Source organism: Streptomyces sp. NPDC058274 (assembly GCF_042881375.1).
Classification (GTDB): Bacteria; Actinomycetota; Actinomycetes; order Streptomycetales; family Streptomycetaceae; genus Streptomyces.
On the sequence record NZ_JBHVXW010000003.1, the window covers coordinates 460,750 to 480,890 of the forward strand.

Annotated in this window: 17 protein-coding genes and 2 pseudogenes; 14 read left to right on the forward strand and 5 right to left on the reverse strand. The window is 71.0% G+C overall.

All coding sequences use genetic code 11. The features are described 5' to 3' along the window. Positions 1-170: 170 nt before the first annotated feature. From ACFVYF_RS09320 to ACFVYF_RS09375, 12 genes and pseudogenes are all read left to right on the forward strand, one after another. Positions 171-1,460, forward strand: a complete 1,290-nt coding sequence (locus ACFVYF_RS09320) for an ROK family protein (protein WP_389453203.1) — start codon at positions 171-173, stop codon at positions 1,458-1,460. A 109-nt stretch (positions 1,461-1,569) separates the two neighbouring features. Next, entirely contained in the window at positions 1,570-1,818 is a 249-nt protein-coding gene (locus tag ACFVYF_RS09325) for a hypothetical protein (RefSeq protein WP_389453206.1), read from the forward strand. A gap of 20 nt (positions 1,819-1,838) precedes the next feature. After that, a complete protein-coding gene (fdh, locus tag ACFVYF_RS09330) occupies positions 1,839-5,084 on the forward strand; it encodes a formate dehydrogenase (protein WP_389453209.1) in 3,246 nt (1,081 codons plus the stop codon). Next, entirely contained in the window at positions 5,081-5,935 is an 855-nt protein-coding gene (locus ACFVYF_RS09335) for a 4Fe-4S dicluster domain-containing protein (protein ID WP_389453212.1), read from the forward strand. Before fdh ends, ACFVYF_RS09335 begins: the two co-directional genes overlap by 4 nt. Then, positions 5,932-6,903 (forward strand): NrfD/PsrC family molybdoenzyme membrane anchor subunit, encoded by a 972-nt coding sequence (gene nrfD, locus ACFVYF_RS09340; RefSeq protein ID WP_389453215.1) that lies wholly within the window; start codon positions 5,932-5,934, stop codon positions 6,901-6,903. Before ACFVYF_RS09335 ends, nrfD begins: the two co-directional genes overlap by 4 nt. A 68-nt stretch (positions 6,904-6,971) precedes the next feature. Next, positions 6,972-7,250 (forward strand): helix-turn-helix domain-containing protein, encoded by a 279-nt coding sequence (locus tag ACFVYF_RS09345; protein WP_389453218.1) that lies wholly within the window; start codon positions 6,972-6,974, stop codon positions 7,248-7,250. Continuing rightward, positions 7,247-8,749, forward strand: coding sequence for a helix-turn-helix domain-containing protein (locus ACFVYF_RS09350; RefSeq protein ID WP_389453220.1), 1,503 nt, complete (start codon positions 7,247-7,249; stop codon positions 8,747-8,749). The genes ACFVYF_RS09345 and ACFVYF_RS09350 overlap by 4 nt, the downstream gene beginning before the upstream one ends. A 106-nt stretch (positions 8,750-8,855) precedes the next feature. After that, a pseudogene (locus ACFVYF_RS09355) lies at positions 8,856-9,638 on the forward strand (alpha/beta fold hydrolase); the annotation flags it as partial. 55 nt (positions 9,639-9,693) lie between these two features. After that, positions 9,694-9,841, forward strand: a pseudogene (locus tag ACFVYF_RS09360) (DUF4158 domain-containing protein); the annotation flags it as partial. A gap of 191 nt (positions 9,842-10,032) precedes the next feature. Then, the gene (locus ACFVYF_RS09365) at positions 10,033-10,617 is read left to right on the forward strand and encodes an NADPH-dependent FMN reductase (RefSeq protein ID WP_389453223.1); all 585 of its coding nucleotides are present in this window, start codon (positions 10,033-10,035) and stop codon (positions 10,615-10,617) included. After that, positions 10,614-12,086 (forward strand): DHA2 family efflux MFS transporter permease subunit, encoded by a 1,473-nt coding sequence (locus ACFVYF_RS09370; protein WP_389453226.1) that lies wholly within the window; start codon positions 10,614-10,616, stop codon positions 12,084-12,086. Before ACFVYF_RS09365 ends, ACFVYF_RS09370 begins: the two co-directional genes overlap by 4 nt. Beyond that, positions 12,083-12,484: a MerR family transcriptional regulator gene (locus ACFVYF_RS09375; RefSeq protein ID WP_389453229.1), complete on the forward strand. Its 402-nt coding sequence runs from the start codon at positions 12,083-12,085 to the stop codon at positions 12,482-12,484. Before ACFVYF_RS09370 ends, ACFVYF_RS09375 begins: the two co-directional genes overlap by 4 nt. 583 nt (positions 12,485-13,067) lie before the next feature. Here ACFVYF_RS09375 and ACFVYF_RS09380 read toward each other — a convergent pair. Beyond that, positions 13,068-14,027, reverse strand: a complete 960-nt coding sequence (locus tag ACFVYF_RS09380) for an SDR family NAD(P)-dependent oxidoreductase (protein WP_389453232.1) — start codon at positions 14,025-14,027, stop codon at positions 13,068-13,070. Between the two features lie 762 nt (positions 14,028-14,789). On the opposite strand from ACFVYF_RS09380, the gene ACFVYF_RS09385 reads away from it, so the two are divergent. Then, positions 14,790-15,797 (forward strand): hypothetical protein, encoded by a 1,008-nt coding sequence (locus ACFVYF_RS09385; protein WP_389453628.1) that lies wholly within the window; start codon positions 14,790-14,792, stop codon positions 15,795-15,797. A 46-nt stretch (positions 15,798-15,843) separates the two neighbouring features. On the opposite strand, the gene ACFVYF_RS09390 is transcribed toward ACFVYF_RS09385, so the two are convergent. Both ACFVYF_RS09390 and ACFVYF_RS09395 read right to left on the reverse strand, forming a co-directional pair. After that, a complete protein-coding gene (locus ACFVYF_RS09390; protein WP_389453235.1) occupies positions 15,844-16,512 on the reverse strand; it encodes an HAD family hydrolase in 669 nt (222 codons plus the stop codon). Between the two features lie 40 nt (positions 16,513-16,552). Continuing rightward, positions 16,553-17,590 carry a PHP domain-containing protein gene (locus ACFVYF_RS09395; protein WP_389453238.1) on the reverse strand — a complete coding sequence of 346 codons (1,038 nt, stop codon included), beginning with the start codon at positions 17,588-17,590 and terminating at the stop codon, positions 16,553-16,555. A gap of 219 nt (positions 17,591-17,809) precedes the next feature. Between ACFVYF_RS09395 and ACFVYF_RS09400 the strand changes: the two genes are divergently transcribed. Further along, the gene (locus ACFVYF_RS09400; protein WP_389453241.1) at positions 17,810-18,046 is read left to right on the forward strand and encodes a hypothetical protein; all 237 of its coding nucleotides are present in this window, start codon (positions 17,810-17,812) and stop codon (positions 18,044-18,046) included. A gap of 175 nt (positions 18,047-18,221) precedes the next feature. Here the strand turns inward: ACFVYF_RS09400 and ACFVYF_RS09405 are convergent, their stop codons facing one another. Further along, positions 18,222-19,460 (reverse strand): lectin, encoded by a 1,239-nt coding sequence (locus ACFVYF_RS09405; protein ID WP_389453244.1) that lies wholly within the window; start codon positions 19,458-19,460, stop codon positions 18,222-18,224. 139 nt (positions 19,461-19,599) lie between these two features. Beyond that, complete coding sequence (locus ACFVYF_RS09410) at positions 19,600-20,139, reverse strand: VanZ family protein (RefSeq protein WP_389453246.1); 540 nt, start codon at positions 20,137-20,139, stop codon at positions 19,600-19,602. Positions 20,140-20,141: the final 2 nt, after the last annotated feature.

The following is a 20,141-nucleotide window of genomic DNA, read 5'->3' on the forward strand; positions in this document are numbered from 1 at the left end:
GTCTCAGACGTCCCTTTCCGGAGAAAGAGCCATGAGGGGCCAGGTGTGCGTTCACTTCCCGAACGACCCTCATGACTTAATTTAGGATGTGAGTTAAGACTCGGAAGAAAGTCGCGTCAAGGGATTGCACAGGGGTATCTTGCAAGTCGGGCGAATCAGAAGGGTGCCACATGGCGGGGCGGAACGGTCGTACAGTGCGTGACCTGCGACGGGGCAATCGTACCGCCGTGCTGCAACGGTTGTATTTCGACGGACCGATGAGCCGCTACGAACTGGGCCCGGCCACCGGGCTGAGTTCCGGATCCATCAGCAACGTGGTCGCGGAGCTGGTCGCCGACGGCCTGGTCGAGGAGGCCGGCAGCGTCGACTCCGACGGCGGCCGCCCGCGCACCCTGCTGCGGGTCGCGCCCGCCAGCGGCTACATGATCGGCGTGGACGTCGGCGAGACCCGCGTACGCGTCGAGCTCTTCGACCTCACCCTCGCCGAACTCGCCCGCACCGAACGGCCGTTGGAGCAGCAGGGCTACGACGTCGACGTCATCGTGGGTCATGTCCGCGACGGTATCGCCGAGGTGCTGGCCGAGGCGGAGATCGTCCCGGAGCAGCTCCTCGGTGTCGGCATCGGGGTCCCCGGGATCGTCGCCCGCACCCCCGAGCGCGGCGCCGTGGTGCACGGCCAGACGATCGGCTGGGACGCCGTCCCGCTCGAATCCCTGCTCCGCTCCACCTGCCGGCTCCCCGACTCCGTGCCGTTCTTCGCGGACAACGGCGCCAAGACCCTCGGCCAGGCCGAGATGTGGTTCGGCGCCGGCCGCGGTGCCCGCAACGCGGTCGTCGTCCTGTTCGGCTCCGGCGTCGGCGCCTGCCTGGTCACGGAGGACGTGGAGTACGGACGGTCCGTGGAATGGGGGCACCTGACCGTACGGGTCAGGGGACGCCGTTGCCGCTGCGGCGCCCTGGGCTGTCTGGAGGCCTACGCGGGCGCCGAGGCCCTCCTCGACCGCTGGCGCGAGGCGGGCGGACAGCCCCCGGAGGACACCGACGAGGAGACCGCGCTCACCGCGATGCTCGCCGCGGCCTACCCGCCCGAGGGCACCGAACCCGACCCCGTGGCACTCGCCGTCCTGGAGGAGACCGCCGAGTACCTGGGCGCCGGCCTCTCCGACCTGATCAATCTCTTCCAGCCCGAGCGGATCCTCATCGGCGGCTGGGCGGGCCTCCAGCTCGGTGCCCGCTTCCTGCCCGCCGTCCGCCGGTTCGCCGCCTCGTACGCCCTGCGCTACCCGGCCGAGCGCGTCACCATCGAGCTCGGCAGGCTCGGCCCGGACGCGGTCACGGTCGGGGCGGCGATCCTGCCGCTCGCCGACTTCTTCACCCGGGGCGGCCGGCGCGCCGAAGCCGTACGGCAGGGACGCGCACCCGCCTGGCGCACGGCACTGGAGGAGCGCGCTCCGCACTGACCGGCAGCGGATGGTTTCGCCGGTGACTCCCGCGGTACCCGCGCTTCGCCGACGGCGGGCCGGCGAGCGCGTGCGGGCCTCGCCGACCTGCTGAAGAATGGAGCGCGCTGTGACCGATCACCGGCTGGAGGGTCCCGGCGAGAACGGCGATCCGATCCCGCGGGACCTGCCCGACCAGCAGGCCCATGAGGGGGAGGACGCCTTGGACGCCGCCCCGGCATCCGGCCGCGACGACGACGAGGACGACTCCGCCACGGACGTGCCCGACACGGACGAGGCGGGCACGGCCCGGCAGGGTTCCGCCCGCTCGGACACCGTCCACCCGGAACATCCCGGGCCCGAAGAGTCCCCGGCCTGACGCGCAGACAGGGAGCCCCGATGGGTGTGACCGACCGGTTCCGCCGCTGGCCCGTCTACCGTCAGCTGACCGGCGAGGACCGCCTGGGCCGCGGCGAGGCAGTGAAGTCCGGGCACACGGAGCGGCTCCGGCCGCGGACCGAGACCGCCGACCGTGTCGTGTCGTCGGTCTGCCCCTACTGTGCGGTCGGCTGCGCCCAGCAGGTGTACGTCAAGGACGAGAAGGTCGTCCAGATCGAGGGTGATCCCGCCTCCCCGGTCAGCCGCGGCCGTCTCTGTCCCAAGGGCTCCGCGACCCTCCAGCTCACCACCGGCCCGGCCCGCCGCCACCAGGTGCTCTACCGGCGCCCGCACGGCACCGCCTGGGAGCCGCTCGACCTGGAGACGGCCATGGACATGGTCGCCGAGCGGGTGATCCGGACCCGGCGCGAGACCTGGGAGTGGGAGCGGGAGGGGCTGCGCACCGCCCGCACGATGGGCATCGCCAGCCTGGGCGGCGCGACCCTCGACAACGAGGAGAACTACCTCATCAAGAAGCTGCTGACCGGCCTCGGCGTGGTGCAGGTGGAGAACCAGGCCCGGGTCTGCCACAGCTCCACCGTCGCCGGCCTCGGCACCTCGTTCGGCCGCGGCGGCGCCACCACCTTCATGCAGGACCTCCAGCACTCCGACTGCATCGTCATCCAGGGCTCCAACTACGCGGAGGCCCACCCCGTCGGCTTCCAGTGGGTGATGGAGGCCAAGGCCCGCGGCGCCCGCATCATCCACGTCGACCCGCGCTACACCCGCACCAGCGCCCTCGCCGACCTGCACGTCCCGATCCGGGCCGGCAGCGACATCGCCTTCCTCGGCGGGATCATCAACCACGTCCTCACCGAGGAGAAGGACTTCCGCGAGTACGTCCTGCACTACACCAACGCGGCCACGCTGGTCAGCGAGGACTTCCGGGACACCGAGGACCTGGACGGCGTCTTCTCCGGACTGGACGAGGACAAGCGGCACTACGACCCGAGGAGCTGGCAGTACGAGGGCGTGGAGGTCCAGCAGCCCACCGGCGCGGTCGACGAGCAGTACGAGGAGCGCACGCGCCAGTCCGGCGGCTCGGAGACGCACGGTTCAGGCGGCGCCCGCACCGACCCCGTACCGCCCCGCGACGAGACACTCCAGCACCCGCGCTGCGTCTACCAGGTCCTCAAGCGGCACTTCGCCCGCTACACCCCGGAGATGGTCGAGGACATCTGCGGTGTGCCCCGCGAGACCTTCCTGCGCGTGTGCGACGACCTGACGTCCAACTCGGGCCGGGAACGCACCAGCGCCTTCGTGTACGCCGTCGGCTGGACCCAGCACTCGGTCGGTTCCCAGTACATCCGCGCCGCGAGCATCCTCCAGCTGCTGCTCGGCAACATCGGCCGCCCCGGAGGAGGCATCCAGGCCCTCCGCGGCCACGCCTCCATCCAGGGCTCCAGCGACATCCCGACCCTCTACAACCTGCTCCCCGGCTATCTCCCCATGCCGCACGCCCACGCGCACCTGGACCTCGACGACTTCGTCGCCACGAGCCGCACGGAGAAGGGCTTCTGGGCCGACATGCGGGCCTACTTCGTCAGCCTCCTCAAGGCGTACTACGGCGACGCGGCGACGGCCGACAACGACTTCTGCTTCGATCACCTGCCGCGGCTGACGGGCTCCCACTCCACGTACGAGACGGTCATGGCGCAGCTCGACGGCGAGTGCAAGGGCTACTTCCTGATGGGCGAGAACCCCGCGGTGGGGTCCGCCAACACCCGGCTGCAGCGGCTGGGCATGGCCGAGCTGGAGTGGCTGGTCGTCCGGGACTTCTCGCTCATCGAGTCCGCGACCTGGTGGCAGGACGGACCCGAGATCGAGAGCGGCGAGCTGCGCACCGAGGACATCGGCACCGAGGTGTTCTTCTTCCCGGCCGCCGCGCACACCGAGAAGTCCGGCTCCTTCACCAACACCAACCGCTGGGTGCAGTGGCACTACGCGGCGGTGGAGCCCGAGGGCGACGCGCGCAGCGACCTGTGGTTCATGTACCACCTCGGCCGCCGCATCAAGGAGCGGCTGGCCGCCTCCACCGACCCCATGGACCGCGCCGTCCAGGACCTCACCTGGGACTACCCGGTGACCGGGCCGCTGAAGGAGCCGGTCGCCGACGCCGTCCTCGCGGAGATCAACGGCCATGGCCCCGACGGCGGTCCGCTCAGCGCGTACACCCAGCTGAAGGACGACGGGTCGACCCGGTGCGGCTGCTGGATCTACTGCGGGGTGTACGCCGACGGCGTCAACCAGGCGGCCCGCAGGAAGCCCGGGTCCGAGCAGGACTGGGTGGCCGCGGAATGGGCCTGGGCCTGGCCCGCCAACCGCCGGATCCTCTACAACCGTGCCTCGGCGGCCCCCGACGGCACCCCCTGGAGCGCACGCAAGGCGTACGTCTGGTGGGACGAGGACGCCGGGAAGTGGACCGGACACGACGTCCCCGACTTCGTACCCGACCGTGCCCCCGGCTTCGTACCGGACGAGGACGCCACGGGGCCCGACGCGCTGCGCGGTGACGACGCGTTCATCATGCAGGCCGACGGCAAGGGCTGGCTGTACACACCCGCGGGGCTGGAGGACGGCCCGCTGCCCGCGCACTACGAGCCGCAGGACTCGCCGTTCACCAACGCCCTCTACCCGGCCACACCCCGCTCTCCGGTACGCCAGTTGTTGCCGCGCGAAGGCAATCGCTACCACCCCGGCGCGGGCGAACCGGGCGCGGACGTCTATCCGTACGTCGTGACGACGCACCGGCTGACCGAGCACTTCACGGCGGGCGGCATGAGCCGCTGGTCGCCCTATCTGTCCGAGCTGCAACCGGAGTTCTTCTGTGAGCTCTCCCCGGACCTCGCCGCGGAACGCGGTCTGGAGCACGGCGGATGGGCGACCATCATCACGGCACGCAACGCCATCGAGGCGCGCGTCATGGTGACCGAACGGATCCGGCCCCTGCGGGTCCAGGGCCGCACCGTCCACCAGATCGGACTGCCCTTCCACTGGGGCCCCAACGGGGTCTCCACCGGTGACGCGGCCAACGAACTGGTGGCCATCGCCCTCGACCCCAACGCCCACATCCAGGAGGACAAGGCGCTGACGGCCGACATCCGGCCGGGCCGCCGGCCCCGCGGAGCCGACCTGCCGCGCCTGGTCGCCGAGTACCGCCGCCGCGCGGGCATCACCGCCACCACCGGAACGGAGAGCCGGACATGAGCGAGGAACGGGTCGGGTTCTTCACCGACACCTCGGTGTGCATCGGCTGCAAGGCGTGCGAGGTGGCCTGCAAGGAGTGGAACGCGATCCCGGAGGACGGGCTCACCCTCACCGGCATGTCGTACGACAACACCGGGGCACTCGGCGCCTCCACCTGGCGGCACGTGGCATTCATCGAACAGCCGCAGCCGCAGCCGCAGCCGCAGCCGCAGCCGGACGGTCGTACGGAACTGCCGCTGGCGCAGGGCGAGCAGGCGCCCGCTCCCGAGGGGGACGGCATGCGCTGGCTGATGTCCTCCGACGTGTGCAAGCACTGCACCCACGCCGCCTGTCTGGACGTGTGCCCGACGGGCTCGCTCTTCCGCACGGAGTTCGGCACCGTCGTCGTCCAGGCGGACATCTGCAACGGCTGCGGCTACTGCGTCCCCGCCTGCCCGTACGGCGTGATCGAGCAACGTCCGTCCGACGGGCGGGCGTTCAAGTGCACCATGTGCTACGACCGGCTCGGCGCCGGCCAGGAACCGGCCTGTGCCAAGGCCTGTCCCACCGAGTCCATCCAGTTCGGCCCGCTGGACGAACTGCGCGAGCGGGCCGCGCTCCGGGTCGACCAGCTCCACGAGGCCGGTGTCGCGGGTGCCCACCTCTACGGGCACGACCCCGAGGACGGCGTGGGCGGCGACGGCGCTTTCTTCCTGCTGCTGGACCGGCCCGAGGTGTACGGGCTGCCGCCGGACCCCGTCGTCACCACCCGCGACCTGCCCGCCATGTGGAAGCACGCGGGCGCGGCGGCCCTGTCGCTGCTCGGCGGCGTGGCGCTGTCCTTCGCCGTGGCCGGAAGGGGACGCCGATGACCAGCTCGAGGAGCGGGAGTCCGCAGGAGCCGGCGCGGCGGCGCGGGCGGGGGCGCCGCGGCGAGCAACTGATGGTCCCGCGGGCCGAGTTCGAGTCGTACTACGGGCGGCCCGTCATCAAGGCCCCGTCCTGGGAACCGCGGGACATCGCCGGGTACTTCTTCCTCGGCGGCCTCGCCGGAGCGGGCTCGGTGTTCGCGGCGGGCGCCCAGCTGACCGGCCGTACCACCACGGCGACCGCGATGAAGGTCTCCTCCCTCACGGCCGTCTCCCTCTCCGCCGTCGCTCTCGTCCACGACCTCGGGCGGCCCAGCCGGTTCGCGAACATGCTCCGGGTCTTCAAGCCCACCTCGCCGATGAGCGTCGGCTCCTGGCTGCTGTCGGTGTACGGGCCGGCGGCGGGCGCGGCCGCGGCGAGCGCGGTGACCGGGCGGCTGCCGAGGGCCGGCGCCGCCGCGACGGGCGCCGCCGCACTCCTCGGCCCTGCCGTCGCCGCGTACACCGGGGTCCTCGCGGCGGACACCGCCGTCCCCGCGTGGCACGGCGCCCACCGTGAACTCCCGTACCTCTTCGCGGCGTCCGCGACCGCGGCCGCCGCCGGGATGGCACTGGTCGTCGGCCCCTCGCGGGAGGCGGGACCGGCCCGCTGCGCCGCCGCGCTGGCCGGGCTGGCGGAGACGGCGGTCACCCGGGCCGCGGAACACCGCCTCGGCATGGTCGCGGAAACCTACCGGGAAGGGCGGGCCGGCACCCTGCTGCGTGCCGCGCGCGTCCTCACTGTCGGCGGCGCGCTTGGCGGCGCCCTCCTCGGCGGCCGTTCGCGCGGTGCGTCCGCCGTCTGCGGGCTCGCCCTCCTCGCCGGCTCGGCCTGCACCCGCTTCGGCGTCTTCGCCGCGGGGGTCGCCTCGGCCCAGGACCCGAAGTACACGGTGGTTCCCCAGCGGGAGCGGCTCGGGCAGAAGACCTGATCGGCGGCGCGCATGCGTGCACGGCAAGTCTCATGCTGAAAGCGCATGAGACCCGATAGGCTCCCCGGGTGGGAATGTCCTTGGGAGAACGGGTGCGGTCGGCGGTGGCCTCCTTGATGCACGCGACGGGCGAATCGCAGGCCGACGTCGCCGCGGCCCTCGGTGTGAGCCAGGCGCAGGTGAGCCGCCGTCAGTCCGGCGGCGCGGCCTGGAGCCTCGCCGACTGCGACGCGCTGGCCGCGCACTACGGCATCGACGTCCTGGACCTGCTGGCGGGGCCGACCCGGGCCTGCGAGTGCCTGCCGGCCGGGCGGCGCCGCGGTGGCGCGCGGGCGGTGGCGCGATGACGGACTTCGAAGCGATCGACGCCCTGCTCGCCAGTGCCCGGGAGGAGGCCGAACTGCCGTCGGCCGAGGAGCGCCGCGAGCTGCGCGAGGGACTGAACCTGTCGCGGACGCAGGTGGCCCAGGTCCTCGGCGTCAGCCCGTCGACCGTCGGCGGGTGGGAGTCCGGACGTGACCCCAGCGGTGTCGTACGCGAGAAGTACGCGTACTTCCTGGAGGGGGCGCGGGCCAAACGGGAGGAGCGGATCGCGGCCCTGGCCCTGGCGGCGTCGGGACCGGAGGACGAGGAGCCGGAGCACGCCGGGGCCGAGCCGGCCGACGTCGTCCCGCCGGATTCCGGGGCCGACGACGTGGAAGCCCTCGCGACGCCTCGGCCCTGTGTGCTGTGCGGCCGTCCCGCCCACCATCAAGTCGCCGGGTTCCCGCAGCACTTGGACCCCGCGGAGTGCGGCGGTGCCGAGGAGCCCGCGCGGCCGAAGGCCACCCGGGCGGCCACAGCGCCGGGACCGGCGCCGTCGGTGAAGGTGGTGCCCGTGGGCCGCCGTGTGCAGGCGGCCTCCGAGGTTCCCGACCTGATCGGCGAAGCCGTCGCGGCGGCGCTCGCCCGGCACGAGGGCGATGTGGAGGCGGCGACCGCGGCCCTGGTGAAGCGAGCCATCCCGGACGCGATGGCGCTGCTGGACGAGACCCGCAAGGGCGGCCGCTACGACATCGTGGCGCACCCGTGGATCCCGGACGTCCTGCGCAAGCAGAGCGCGCGCGGCGCCGACCAGATCTGGGAGGCCCGCCCCAAGTGGATCCGTCCCGAGCTGCCCGCGGGGCCGCACGAGGTGACCGCGCTCGACATCAACGGCGCCTATCTCTCGGCGCTCAAGACCCACCTGCCGATCGGTCAGCTGGAGCACTCCACCGGCTTCGGCCACGACCGGCGCCGCTCCGGCGTCCACCTCATCACTCCGCCCGTCTGGGAACACGAGGCGGTTCTGCCGAACCCGCTGGGCCACCGCGACGAGCCGGGCCCCCTGTGGGTCACCGAGCCCACCCTGCGCCTGCTCCTGCGGCTGTCCTCGCCGAAGTACGGCCTGTGCGAACCGCCCGAAATCCACGAGTCGTTCACCTCCGGCGCGACGGAGGGGCTGCTCGAGAAGTTCCGCATCGCGCTCAAGGACGCCCGGGACGGGGCGATCGCGGAGGAGGACGAGGTGACTCTGGAGTACGTGAAGGCGATGTACTCCAAGTTCGTCTCCACGATGGGGGAGTCCAACTACAACCGGGAGCTGTACCGACCCGACTGGATGCACCTCATCCGCTCCCAGGCCTTCGCCAACCTCTGGATGAAGGCGTACAAGGCGTACGACGAGGGACTCACGGTCGTCCGGGCGATGGGCACCGACGAGCTGCACGTCATCGGTGACTGGCGGCAGGTCTTCCCGGAGGGCCGCGGCGTCTCCGAGGTGAAGGTCAAGAACACGTACGCCGTCGGCGGGGACACCGCACCCTGACCGGGCCTCGGCAACGATCATGACCTGCCGGGTAATCGACGCGACCTGAGCCTCCCGGAACCATGAAGGGCGTACCCCTCGCCCAGCGGATTCCGGGAGGTTTCCCATGCCGTACTTCGAGAGCCCCGTCGATGGTGCCCGGCTGCACTACGTCGACTACGGACCGGCCGACGGGCCGGTGATCGTCTTCGTGAACAGCTCCTATCTCGGAACGGAGATGTGGGAGTACCAGATGCCGCCGCTGGCCGGAGAGGGCCATCGGTGCGTCGGCTTCGACCGGCGCGGGCACGGGCGGTCCGACGACGTGTGGGGCGGCTTCGACCTGGACAGCCTCGCCGACGACCTCAACGGACTGCTCGAGCACCTCGACCTGCGCGACGTCGTCCTGGTGGGCCACTCGATGGGGACCGCCGAGATCGTGCGCTGCCTGAGCCGCCACGGTCTGGGCAGGGTGACGCGGGCCGTCCTGATCGCCGGGATGGTGCCCGGGGCGGTGCGGTCGGCGGATCATCCCGGAGGCGTGGACCCCGAGCTCATCCGGACGGGGAACGAGATCTTCCGCCGGGACCGGCCGGCGTTCTTCGAGGACGGCGCGCGGGCGTTCTTCGGGCTCGGCCTGCCGGGCAACGATCTCTCACCGGCGTATGTGCGGGCCATGATCGACCGCTGCCACGGCGCGACGGCGCGCGCCGGGGCCGCACTCGGCGACGTCGTCCTCGGACTGAACGTGGCCCCCGAACTGGCCGCGCTGGACCTGCCGGTGCTCGTCGTGCACGGCACGCACGACACATCGGCGCCCCTGGAGCTGACCGGCCGCCGGGCGGCGGAACTGCTGCCCGACAGCACGCTCAAGGTCTACGAGAACGGGGGCCACGGACTGTTCGCCACCCACGCCCGGCAACTCACCGATGATCTCAGGGAGTTCGCGCGGGAGAGCAGGGCGGTGGGGCCGGGAGTTCCGCGGCTTCCTGTACGGGCGGGCCTGGACGCCCCCGAGGGTCAGGTTGCGCTGTTCAACCCGCGGTGACATGGCTACGGAAGAACCGTGTGCTGCTGCCCGGCGTCTCGGTGCTGGCCCGGCAGGTGTCGGAGGGCCCGCACGGCGCCGCGTTCGCCGAGTACGGACGCGGCGACAAGACCATGCACCTGCTCGCCCTGGTCGACCCTGTCGAAGACGCCTACCGCCGACTGATGAACCGGCGGCTGACCGTGCAGGAGCCCCGCCACCGTGAGCCCGCACGGCGCTTGAGTTCGCCTATAGGCGAATATCTAGCGTCGATGCCATGACAGAAGACAACGTCAATGGCCGGCTCCGGATCGCTGTGGTGATCGGGAGCGTGCGCAGGCCCAGACTGGCTGATCCTCTCGCCGTGTGGCTGGAGCGCGAGCTCACCGCGATCGACTGGCTCGACCTCGATATGATCGACCTTGCCTCAGTCTCGCTGCCGATGCACGAGATGCAGCCGGGCGGGGCGGCGGCATCCCCGATCGCTGATCGGCTCGCGGATGCCGACGGATTCGTGTTTCTCACACCGGAGTACAACCACAGCTTCCCAGCGCCTGTGAAGAACGCGATCGATTGGCACTTCACTGAGTGGGCGTACAAGCCGGTAGCGTTCGTCGGATACGGCGGTTCCGGCGGCATCAGGGCCATCGAGCAGCTGCGGACAGTCTTCCCGGAACTGCGCGCCACCACTGTCCGAGAGTCGGTTCTGCTGCCGATGGCATGGGAGCACCTTGACGCCGACGGTCGTTTTGTCCCTCCACAGGGTACCGTGCAGGCGTTGCACGCGACGATCAACGAGCTGCGTACGTGGGCGCGGGCGTTGCGCTCCCTTCGACTCGCAGATCCGGTCGTTCGGGCATGAACAAGCTCACGAGACCGGAACTGCGCGCCGCGATCGTGCTGGCGTTCGGCGGATTGATGGCGGTGCTGGACGCCACGATCGTCGCGGTGGCGCTGCCTCAACTGATGGCGGCGTTCGGTGCGTCGTTGACCTCCGCCCAATGGATCATCACCGCGTACACGCTCGCGATGGTCGCGACGATGCCGCTCGCCGCCGGCCTTGCCGCACATTGGGGCGCCCGTCGCGTGTACCTGGGGGCGCTGGTCGCTTTCGCGGTCGCCTCCGCCGCCGCCGGAGCTTCCGGCAGCCTGGCCTGGCTGATCGCCGCGCGAGCAGCACAGGGCCTCAGCGGTGGCCTGATGACGCCCCTCGGGATGGCGATCGGGTTCGGCACGGTCGCGCCCGCGCGGCGCGGCCGGGTGATGGCGGTCACCGGCCTGCCGATGCTGATCGGACCGATCCTGGGCCCGGTACTCGGCGCGTTGCTCCTGGGCACCGGGTCGTGGCGGCCGTTGTTCCTCATCACCGTGCCGCTGGCACTGCTGGGCACTGCCGGCACGCTGGCCTGGCTGCCGGCCGATACCGCACAGGGGCGGCGAAGCAGGCTTGACCTGTTCGGAGCGGTGCTGCTGGTCCCGGGCATTGTCGCGGTGGCCTACGGCATCAGCGCCCAAAGTGACCCGGCTTGGGTGCGGACTGCCACGGCTGCCATCGGTGTGGTGCTGGTCGCGGTGTTCTCGGTTCGGGCGCTGACCCATCCTGAACCGCTGCTGCGGATCGGGCTCCTGCGGGATCCGACGTTCGGGCGGGGCGCCGCAGTCCTTGCCCTGTATGCGGCTCCGTACTTCGGCACGGTGTTGATGACGCCTGCCTATGTGCAGATCCTGCGCGCGGACAGCGCATCGGTCACGGCGGCGTTGATGGTTCCCGGTGCGGTAGGTATGGGAATCAGTCTGCAGGTCGCTGCCCGATGCCTGGAGCGGCTGGGTCCCCGGCTGGTCGTCGGCACCGGGCTCGGCCTCGCGATCGGCTCTGGCCTTGTCCAGGTGATCATTCTCCGGCTGGACACTTCCTATCTGGTGCTCGGACTGCTCGGATTGCTCCAAGGAGCGGGCACAGGCGCGATCATGATGCCCACGATGTCCAGTGCCAGCCGCGAACTCAGCGGCCCCGACCTGGCCTCGGCTTCCGCGCTCCTGTCCTTGGTGAACACGATCGCGAACGGAATGGGCACAGTAGCGGTCAGCGCGCTGTTCACCGTGCTGACCGCCACGATGACCGGCGGCGGGTCGCTCTCGGCCCTGGCCGGCGCAGGAGTAACGGCCAGAGCTGCCGATGCGGCCACCATCGTGGATTCCCAGCGGTTGACCCAAGCGGCGGCTCTCGTCGTGATGTCGCTTGCCTTGTTCGTGCGGTTGCGCTCCCCACGACGCACTCCAGCGATACTGGACCGGCAGGATTCATCCGCCAGCGCGGGAAGTACACCATGACCAGCACCGAGCACTCCGGCTGCGAAGCGGTCCACGCCTCACTGACGGTCGGGCAGCTGGCCAGGGCCGCGGGTGTGACGCCCAACGCGGTCCGCTTCTACGAGCGCTACGGCGTGATCAGCGGTTACCGGAGCAGCGGCAACGCCCGCCGCTTCACCGTCGACGCGATCTGCCGGATCAAACTCGCACTCGCTGCGCAACGCGTGGGCATCACCCTCAAGGAGAGCGCCGACATCCTCGCCGGTATCCCGCCCCTCTCACGCGATCTTGACCGGTGGGTCGCTGCGGGGGATGAACTCGTCCGGATCGGCCGAGCCCGTATCAGCCAGCTTCAAGCGACCGTAAACGAACTGGCCACGCTCGAATTCCTGCAAGCCGACCTGGGACATCAACTTTGAGGCGGTGTAGTTTCGGGCGGTCGGGGCGAACTTCCGGCAGTTGGCCAGCTCGCCGCCCCAGTTGGTGAACAACGCCCCGATCTCCGGCTCACTCGGCGGGATCCGCAGCTGGGCGTCCTTGGCCCCGGGCGGCCGGTTCATCTCGTCGATCGGACACTTGATCACCCGGCCGGTCATCCGATGGATCTCGACCTTGTGCCGCAGCTCCAGGAACATGAAATACGTGCTCAACGCCTGCGACCGGCCCAGCGGGGCGCCGCTGGGCGAGTGCCGCAAAACCTTCCCGAAGTACACGTCCGCGTCTGCGGGCTCTCAGCCGACGGGGGCGCCCAGTGCTCACGCAGGTCCCGTACAACTGCCAGCGCCGCCAACCCAAGCCTCCTCACCTTCGACCCGACTGCGAAACAGTTGGACGAGATGAGAAAGCTTCAAGAATCCCGAAGTTACGTCACAGCACACGAAGGGGAGGAAGGACCCCCCTGGCCACGGACCCAGAGAATCAGCGGGGCTCAGGGGAACTCGCGGGATGTCGCACAGCCGGGCGGTGGGGAGGGCGCGGCGCCGGTAATCCGGCGCGGGCGGATCACGCGAACGCGTTCACCCCGGTCAGCTCCGCCGACAGGTCCCACAGCCGCGCCGCCTGCTCGGGGTCGGTCGCGTAGTCCCGTACGCCCACGCGGGGGCCGTCCGCCGGCGCGGGCTCGGCGATGTCGCAGTCCTCGCAGTACACCCCGCCCAGGCCGGCGAGTTGCGGCGAGGTCGCGGCCCACACCTGTGTCGCCGCGCCCTGTTCGGGCGACTTGAAGGCCTCCGGGTGGAGCACGGTGCCGTTCTCGTCGACCCAGCCGCGCTCGACCATCTCCTGCCGTTCCAGATGACGCTGGAGCGGGGTGAGAATGCCGCCGGGATGCAGCGAGAACGCCCGTACGCCGGAGCCCCGGGCGAGGCGGTCGAGGTGCACGGCGAACAGGACGTTCGCCGTCTTGGCCTGGCCGTACGCCTCCCACTTGTCGTAGCCGTGCCGCCAGTGCACGTCGTCCCAGCGGATCGCCGAGTTGTGGTGGCCGCCGGAGGACACGGCCACCACGCGGGCCCCGCCGGGCTCGATCGCCGGCCACAGCCGGTTGACGAGCGCGTAGTGGCCGAGGTGGTTGGTCGCGAACTGCGCCTCCCAGCCGGGGCCGACGCGGGTCTCCGGGCAGGCCATGATCCCGGCGTTGTTGATGACGATGTCGAGGGTGCGGTCCGAGGCGAGGAACCGTTCGGCGAAGGCCCGCACGCTGTCGAGGTCGCCGAGGTCGAGCTCGTCCACCTCGACCCCGTCGATGCCCGCCAGCGCCTCCCCGGCGACGGCGACGCGCCGCGCGGGGACGACGACGTGGGCGCCCGCCTTCGTGAGAGCGCGCGTCGTCTCCAGGCCCAGACCCGAGTAGCCGCCCGTGACGAGCGCGAGCTTTCCGGTGAGGTCGATGCCGTGCAGGACGTCGTCGGCGGTGCTCTCGGCACCGAAACCCGAGCCGATCTTGTGCTGTGCAGTGGTCATGCGTCGCACGCTACGAATTGGAGCGCACTCCAAGTCAAGCGGACGCGGCCGCTCCGAGGTGCGCTCGCACGCGCCCGGTCCGGGGCTGGAGCCGAACGGCGGGTCCGGCGCGGTGATGGACGGCAGGTCCGGCCCGGTGATGGACGCCAGGTCCGGCCCGGTGATGGACCGCGCGGATTCGTCCCGGGACCGCGGGCGGAAAAAAGAGGAGCCCCGACCAAAAAAGAGGAGCCCCGACCGGACGGGGGAATCACGGTCGGGGCGGTCTCTGTGTGGGCACGCATGGCGGTCGCCTCTCGGCGAAAGGCTCCACAGGGCTTCAGCCGAACGATCGTCCCTGTGGGCTATAGGTGAGGCCCGGGGACACTGTCCCATCCGCACCCACGGCTTGTTCAACGGGTGACTACCGGCGGGTGTTCCCCGGGTCGGGGGCAGCGTGGGTGAACTGCGTCACGGCCCAGCACGGTGCAGGCGTTCTTATAGGCTGCTCGCTCTGCATCCGCCATCCGCCATCCGCATCCGCATCCGCATCCGCATCCGCACTGATCTGGGGAGTTCCCTGTGTCCGCAGCGATCGCCGCGTCCGAATCGGCCGTCCCGCCCGTAGACGGAACGTCCGTCCCCGAGACCACCGGCGAGGAGAACTTCTGGGTCCCGGAGACCCGGTCCGGCGATGACGCTGCCGTGGAGTCCGTGGAGTCCGTGGAGTCCGTAGAGGCCGTGGAGGCCGTCGGGGCTGCGGATGCCGCGGACACCGGCACCGTGGAGACCGCGGATGCCGTGGACGAGCTGGTGAGCCGGGACGCGCGCGAGTTCGGTACGTACGCGCGGACCGGCGGCTGGGCGTTCGCGCTGAAGGTCGCCCGCAGCGTGCGGCCCGGCGGGCAGCCGGCGGGGGAGACGCCGAAGATCTCCGCGAAGTATTTCGCCGAGCTGGCCGGCTGCTCGGCCGAGCGGGTCATGCGCTACTACAAGGCGTGGGACAAGGCGGCCGACGACGGTGTGGTCCCGCACTTCGAGGTGCTCGCCCCGGGCCAGGACATCGAGCTGCCGGATTCCGATGCGTGGCTGTCGTACTACACCTCGCGCTCCAGCGCCGCCTCGGAGCGCGGCACCGCCATCGCCGCGGCGGCCGAGGCCGAGGGCATCCGCCCGACCAAGGCCCTGGAGGTCGCCGAGAACCCCACCGCGCTGCGGGCCGCCATCCTCGCCGACCCCTCCACCGCCCAGACGGCGCGGGCCGCGCTCCTGGACCGGCTGAGGGAGGATCCCGCCCTGCAGACCGAGCTCGCCCGCGACATCGTCCGCACCGACGACCTGAAGAAGGCCGTCGCCACCGAGACGCAGGCGGCGGGGCGGATCGGATATGTGCGGCAGATCGTCGAGAACGGCCAGGTCAGGACGCCGGCCGGACAGACGATCGACGCCCCCGCGGCGCTCCGCGCGGAGGCCGAGCGCCACCTCTCCCTGCTCGACGAGCTGGACGACGACGAAGAGGCCGGCCAGTGGGTCACCGATGCGTACGACACGGTGAAGGGTCTCGTGGCCGAGACCGTCGAGGCCGACCCGGAGCTGCGCGTCCAGGAGCGGCGCACCAAGTTCTACAGCAGCCTGCAGAAGGCGACGAAGGTGTTCGAGGAACTGACCTTCGAGGATGCCGACGACATGGACGACATCTACGAGGACGACATGCTCCAACGCCTTGAGGAGCTCCAGGCGGCGCTCAGCACCTGCATCACCAACCTCCGCAAGGCCGCCCCGCAGTCCTGAGGACGCCGGCCCCGGTGGGCGGACGAACAGGCGGACGACCGGGGGTTCACGGGGAGCCGGGTGCCAACGGGCTGTCCGCCAGCTCGGCGAACAGCTGGGCCACGTCCCGGTACACCGCGACGGCCCCCGCCTCCTCCAGGTCCGCGCGCGGAATGCCGCCGGACAGGACGCCCACGCTGCGCACCCCCGCCTTGGTGCCCGCCCGCATGTCCCACACGGTGTCGCCGACGAAGACGGCCCGCTCGGCCGGGACGCCGGCCAGCTCCAGCGCGTGTTCGACCGGCTCCGGCGCCGGCTTGCCGTGCTCCACGTCGTCCGCGCTCGCCGTCGCCTTGATGGCGTCGTCGGCGTCGATCGCACGGCGCAGAGCGCCGAGTTCGGCACCGCCGGCCGAGGTGGCGAGGACGACGGCCCAGCCGTCGCCGGCCAGCCGGCGCAGCAGCCGGCCCGCGTCCTGGAGAGCGGGCAGCCGCTCGAAGTACGTCGCGTACAGCGTCTTGTGCGCCTGGCTCAGCGCGTCGACCTCGTCGGAGTCGCGCCCCTCGCCGAGCAGATGGGCGACGAGGTCCTCCGACCCGAGGCCGATCGCCCGGTGGACGGCATGCATGGGCACCTCGTGACCGGCCTGCCGGAAGGCCTCCCACCAGGTCGTCACGTGAAGATGATTGGTGTCGACGAGTGTGCCGTCGACGTCGAACAGTGCCGCCCGTTCCATGAACCGCCTCTTCCTCTCGAACTGCCTGTCGGGTACCACGTCAGGGCCGCGCCACGCGCGACGGCGTCTCCCGGTTCCGGGTCCAGGCCAGGAGTTCGTCCGCGCTCCAGGTGGTGATCACCCGCTCCGCGGGCACCCCGCACTCCTCGGCCCGCGCGCAGCCGTGGATCTGCCAGTCGAGCTGCCCCGGTGCGTGGGCGTCGGTGTCGACGGAGAACAGCACACCCGCGTCGACCGCGCGGCGAAGCAGCCGGCGCGGAGGATCGAGCCGCTCGGGACGGCTGTTGATCTCCACCGCCGTACCGGACTCCGCGCACGCGGCGAACACCTCGTCCGCGTCGAACTCCGACTCCGGCCGGCCGCGCCCGGTGACCAGCCGTCCCGTGCAGTGCCCCAGGACGTCCGCGAGCGGATTGCGTACGGCGGCGACCATGCGGCGCGTCATCGACCTCGCCTCCATCCGCAGCTTGGAGTGCACGGAGACCACGACGACGTCGAGCTGGTCCAGCAGTTCCGGCTCCTGGTCGAGCGAGCCGTCGTCGAGGATGTCGCACTCGATGCCGGTGAGCAGCCGGAACGGGGCCCACTTCCGGTTGAGTCCGGCGATCACCTCCAGCTGCTCGCGCAGCCGGTCCGGGGAGAGTCCGCGCGCCACCGTGAGCCGGGGCGAGTGGTCCGTGAGGACCGCCCACTCGTGCCCCAGACGCGCCGCGGCCCGGCCCATCTCCTCGATCGGGCTCCCCCCGTCCGACCAGTCCGAGTGCAGATGACAGTCGCCGCGCAGCAGCGCGCGCAGCTCCTCGCCGCCCTCGGCCAGCGGGGCCTCGGCCTCCCCCTCCAGCTTCTGCAGATAACCGGGCACCTGACCGGCCAGCGCCTCGCGCACCACCTGCGCGGTCTTCGGACCGACGCCCTTCAGGGACTCCAGGGTCCCGGCCGCCGCACGCTCCTCGATCCCGCCCTCGGGCAGCCGGGCCAGCACGTCCGCCGCGGTGCGGAAGGCACGGACGCGGTACGTGGGGGACTGGGCCCGCTCCAGCAGGAACGCGATCCGGTCCAGGGCCTCGACGGGGTCCATCGCCACCTCCTGCTCCCCAGCCTTGCCCAGCAGCCGCCGGCCCGCACGGCGGATGCGACGCCATGGGGCGGGTCAGCCGGTCGCGCGGAGCGTGTCCCCGGCTCACCCACCTGGGCGAACACGGGTCCGGACCGTACGGGCCCACAAGGGAGCCGTTGCCGACGGCTGCCGCTGTTCCCCTCATCCACTGACCCGGGAGAACCGTTTTACGCTCGGGACATGACCGAAATCGCGAGCCCCTACATCTCCACCCCGCGCATCCTGGTGCTGGGGGTGCAGCCGGGCTCGCCGCCCTTTCGCATCGTCGAGATCGACGGCGAGGTGGTCGGCGAGGCGAAGGCCATGACCGATGTCCTGATGGCCGCGGCCGCCTGCGGCATCACCGTCCACGACCTCGACGACCCGGACGTCATCCGCTGGGTGGGCGGCGACAAGCTCACATGGACGCTGCGCTGAGGCGCTGCCGCAGCCATCGCCCGACCGGCGCCGCCCGCCCGCGGTGGGGGTCGCGGGCGGACGGTCACGACGTACGCCAGGCATGATCAGCAGGGCGGGCGTGGGCCGTGGAAACCCGAAGGGCCCGGCCGGGGAACCCCCTGCCGGACCCTCCGCTGCCCGCCCGGGCGGTCTGTCAGGCCACCGACCACTTCTGGTTGGCTGCGCCTGTGCAGGTCCATATCTGGAGCCGTGTGCTGTTGGCCGACGAGCCGCCCGTGACATCAAGGCACTTGTTGGCCTGGATGTTCACGATGTCGTTGGCCGAGCTCACCGCCCACTTCTGGTTCGGGCCGCCCGTGCAGTCCCACAACTGGACAGTCGAACCGTCCGCCGTCCCGTTGCCGGTGACGTCGAGGCACTTGCCCAGCGCGCGGATCGTGCCGTCCGAGGAGACCGTCCACTTCTGAGCGGTGCTGCCGTTGCAGTCGTAGATCTGTACCGGGGTGCCGTTGGCCGAGCTCGCGCCGGCCACGTCCACGCACTTGCCGCCGAGCCCGGAGATCTGGCTGCCGCTGCCCGAGCTGTCGCTCGTCGACACCGTCACCGAGTCCACGACGAGCTGCTGCGGGAAGCTGGTTGAGCCGTCGGGGTCACCGGGCCAGTAGCCGCCGACCGCGAGGTTCAGGATCAGGAAGAACGGCTTGTTGAACACCCATGCGTTGCCGCCGACATCGGCGGGCGTACGCGTCTGGTAGACCGTGCCGTCCACCGACCACTTGATCGAGTTGGGCGCCCAGTCCACCGCGAAGGTGTGGAAGGCGTCCGCGAAGGCCTGGCCGTTCGGCAGGGTGTACCCGGCGCCGATACCGGCGGAGCCGGAGTACCCGGGACCGTGGATCGTGCCGTGGATGGTCGACGGCTCGTAGCCGACGTTCTCCATGACGTCGATCTCACCCGAGTTCGGCCAGCCGACCGAACCGATGTCGCTGCCGAGCATCCAGAACGCGGGCCACATGCCCTGCCCGCGCGGGATCTTCATCCGGGCCTCGACGTGCCCGTACGTCGAGGTGAACTTGCCCGAGGTGTTCAGCCGGGCCGACGTGTACTGGCACGTGCCGTACCAGCACTGGTAGTTGGAGGGGTTCTCCTTTCGTGCCGTGATCACCAGGTGACCCTGGCCGTCCAGAGCGGCGTTCTTGTTGCCGGACGTGTAGTACTGCCGCTCGTGATTGCTGACGTTGTCGCCGGTCTCGATCTGCCACTTCGAACCGTCCACGGCCGAGCCGGCGGCTCCGTCGAAGTTGTCGGAGAACGTCACCGCCGCTGCCGCCGCCGCTGCGGGTCGCGCCTGGGGGCCGATGGCGGCGGACCCTATGAGCGCGGCCGACAGGGCGGCGAAAAGACATCTTCGGAGGAGGCGTGGGGAGCCCATGACTCTCATTTCCGTACGACGCACCTGAGAGAAGGGTGCGCCGACTGTGGTGGGGGGTGCATGCTTCGCTTCTTGATTTAAGAAGTGAGGTAAGGGGGTGTCAAGACTCTGGTCCGGACCACTGTTTGCCGACTTCGTGTCAGCTGTTGCGACGGCGCCGAGGATGTACCGCCCGGCCCAGTCGACGCCCCAGAATCAGGTAACCTACCAGCGCTCCGGCCGTGTTGAGGATGACGTCGTCGACGTCGAAGGCACGCCCCGTGATGAAGGCTCCCTGGACCAGTTCCACCAGCAGCATCACCCCGGCGGTCAGCAGGACCACACGCAGAACCCCCCGGGTCTGCGGAGCCAGCATGGGCAGCAGCACCCCGAAGGGCACACCGAGCAACAGGTTTCCGCCGATCTGCTTGACGGCGTCCTGCAGCGCCGGCTGGGAGAGATAGGCGTGCAGCGAACGTCCCGGATGCAGATTGTTGTGCGTCAGGGCCTCCGACGCCGGCGACGGCTCCAGGGTCAGCCGGGCCAGCGCGGCCGCGAACGCCACCATGGCCGCGAAGGCCAGCAGCATGACCAGGATCCGGGCCGGCCAGGGCAGCCCCCGCCGCTCCCGGGGCTGCGCCGGTTTCCGCGCCGCCGCCGATGACCGCCGACCGGACTTCGTCGTGCGGGTGGTACGCATGC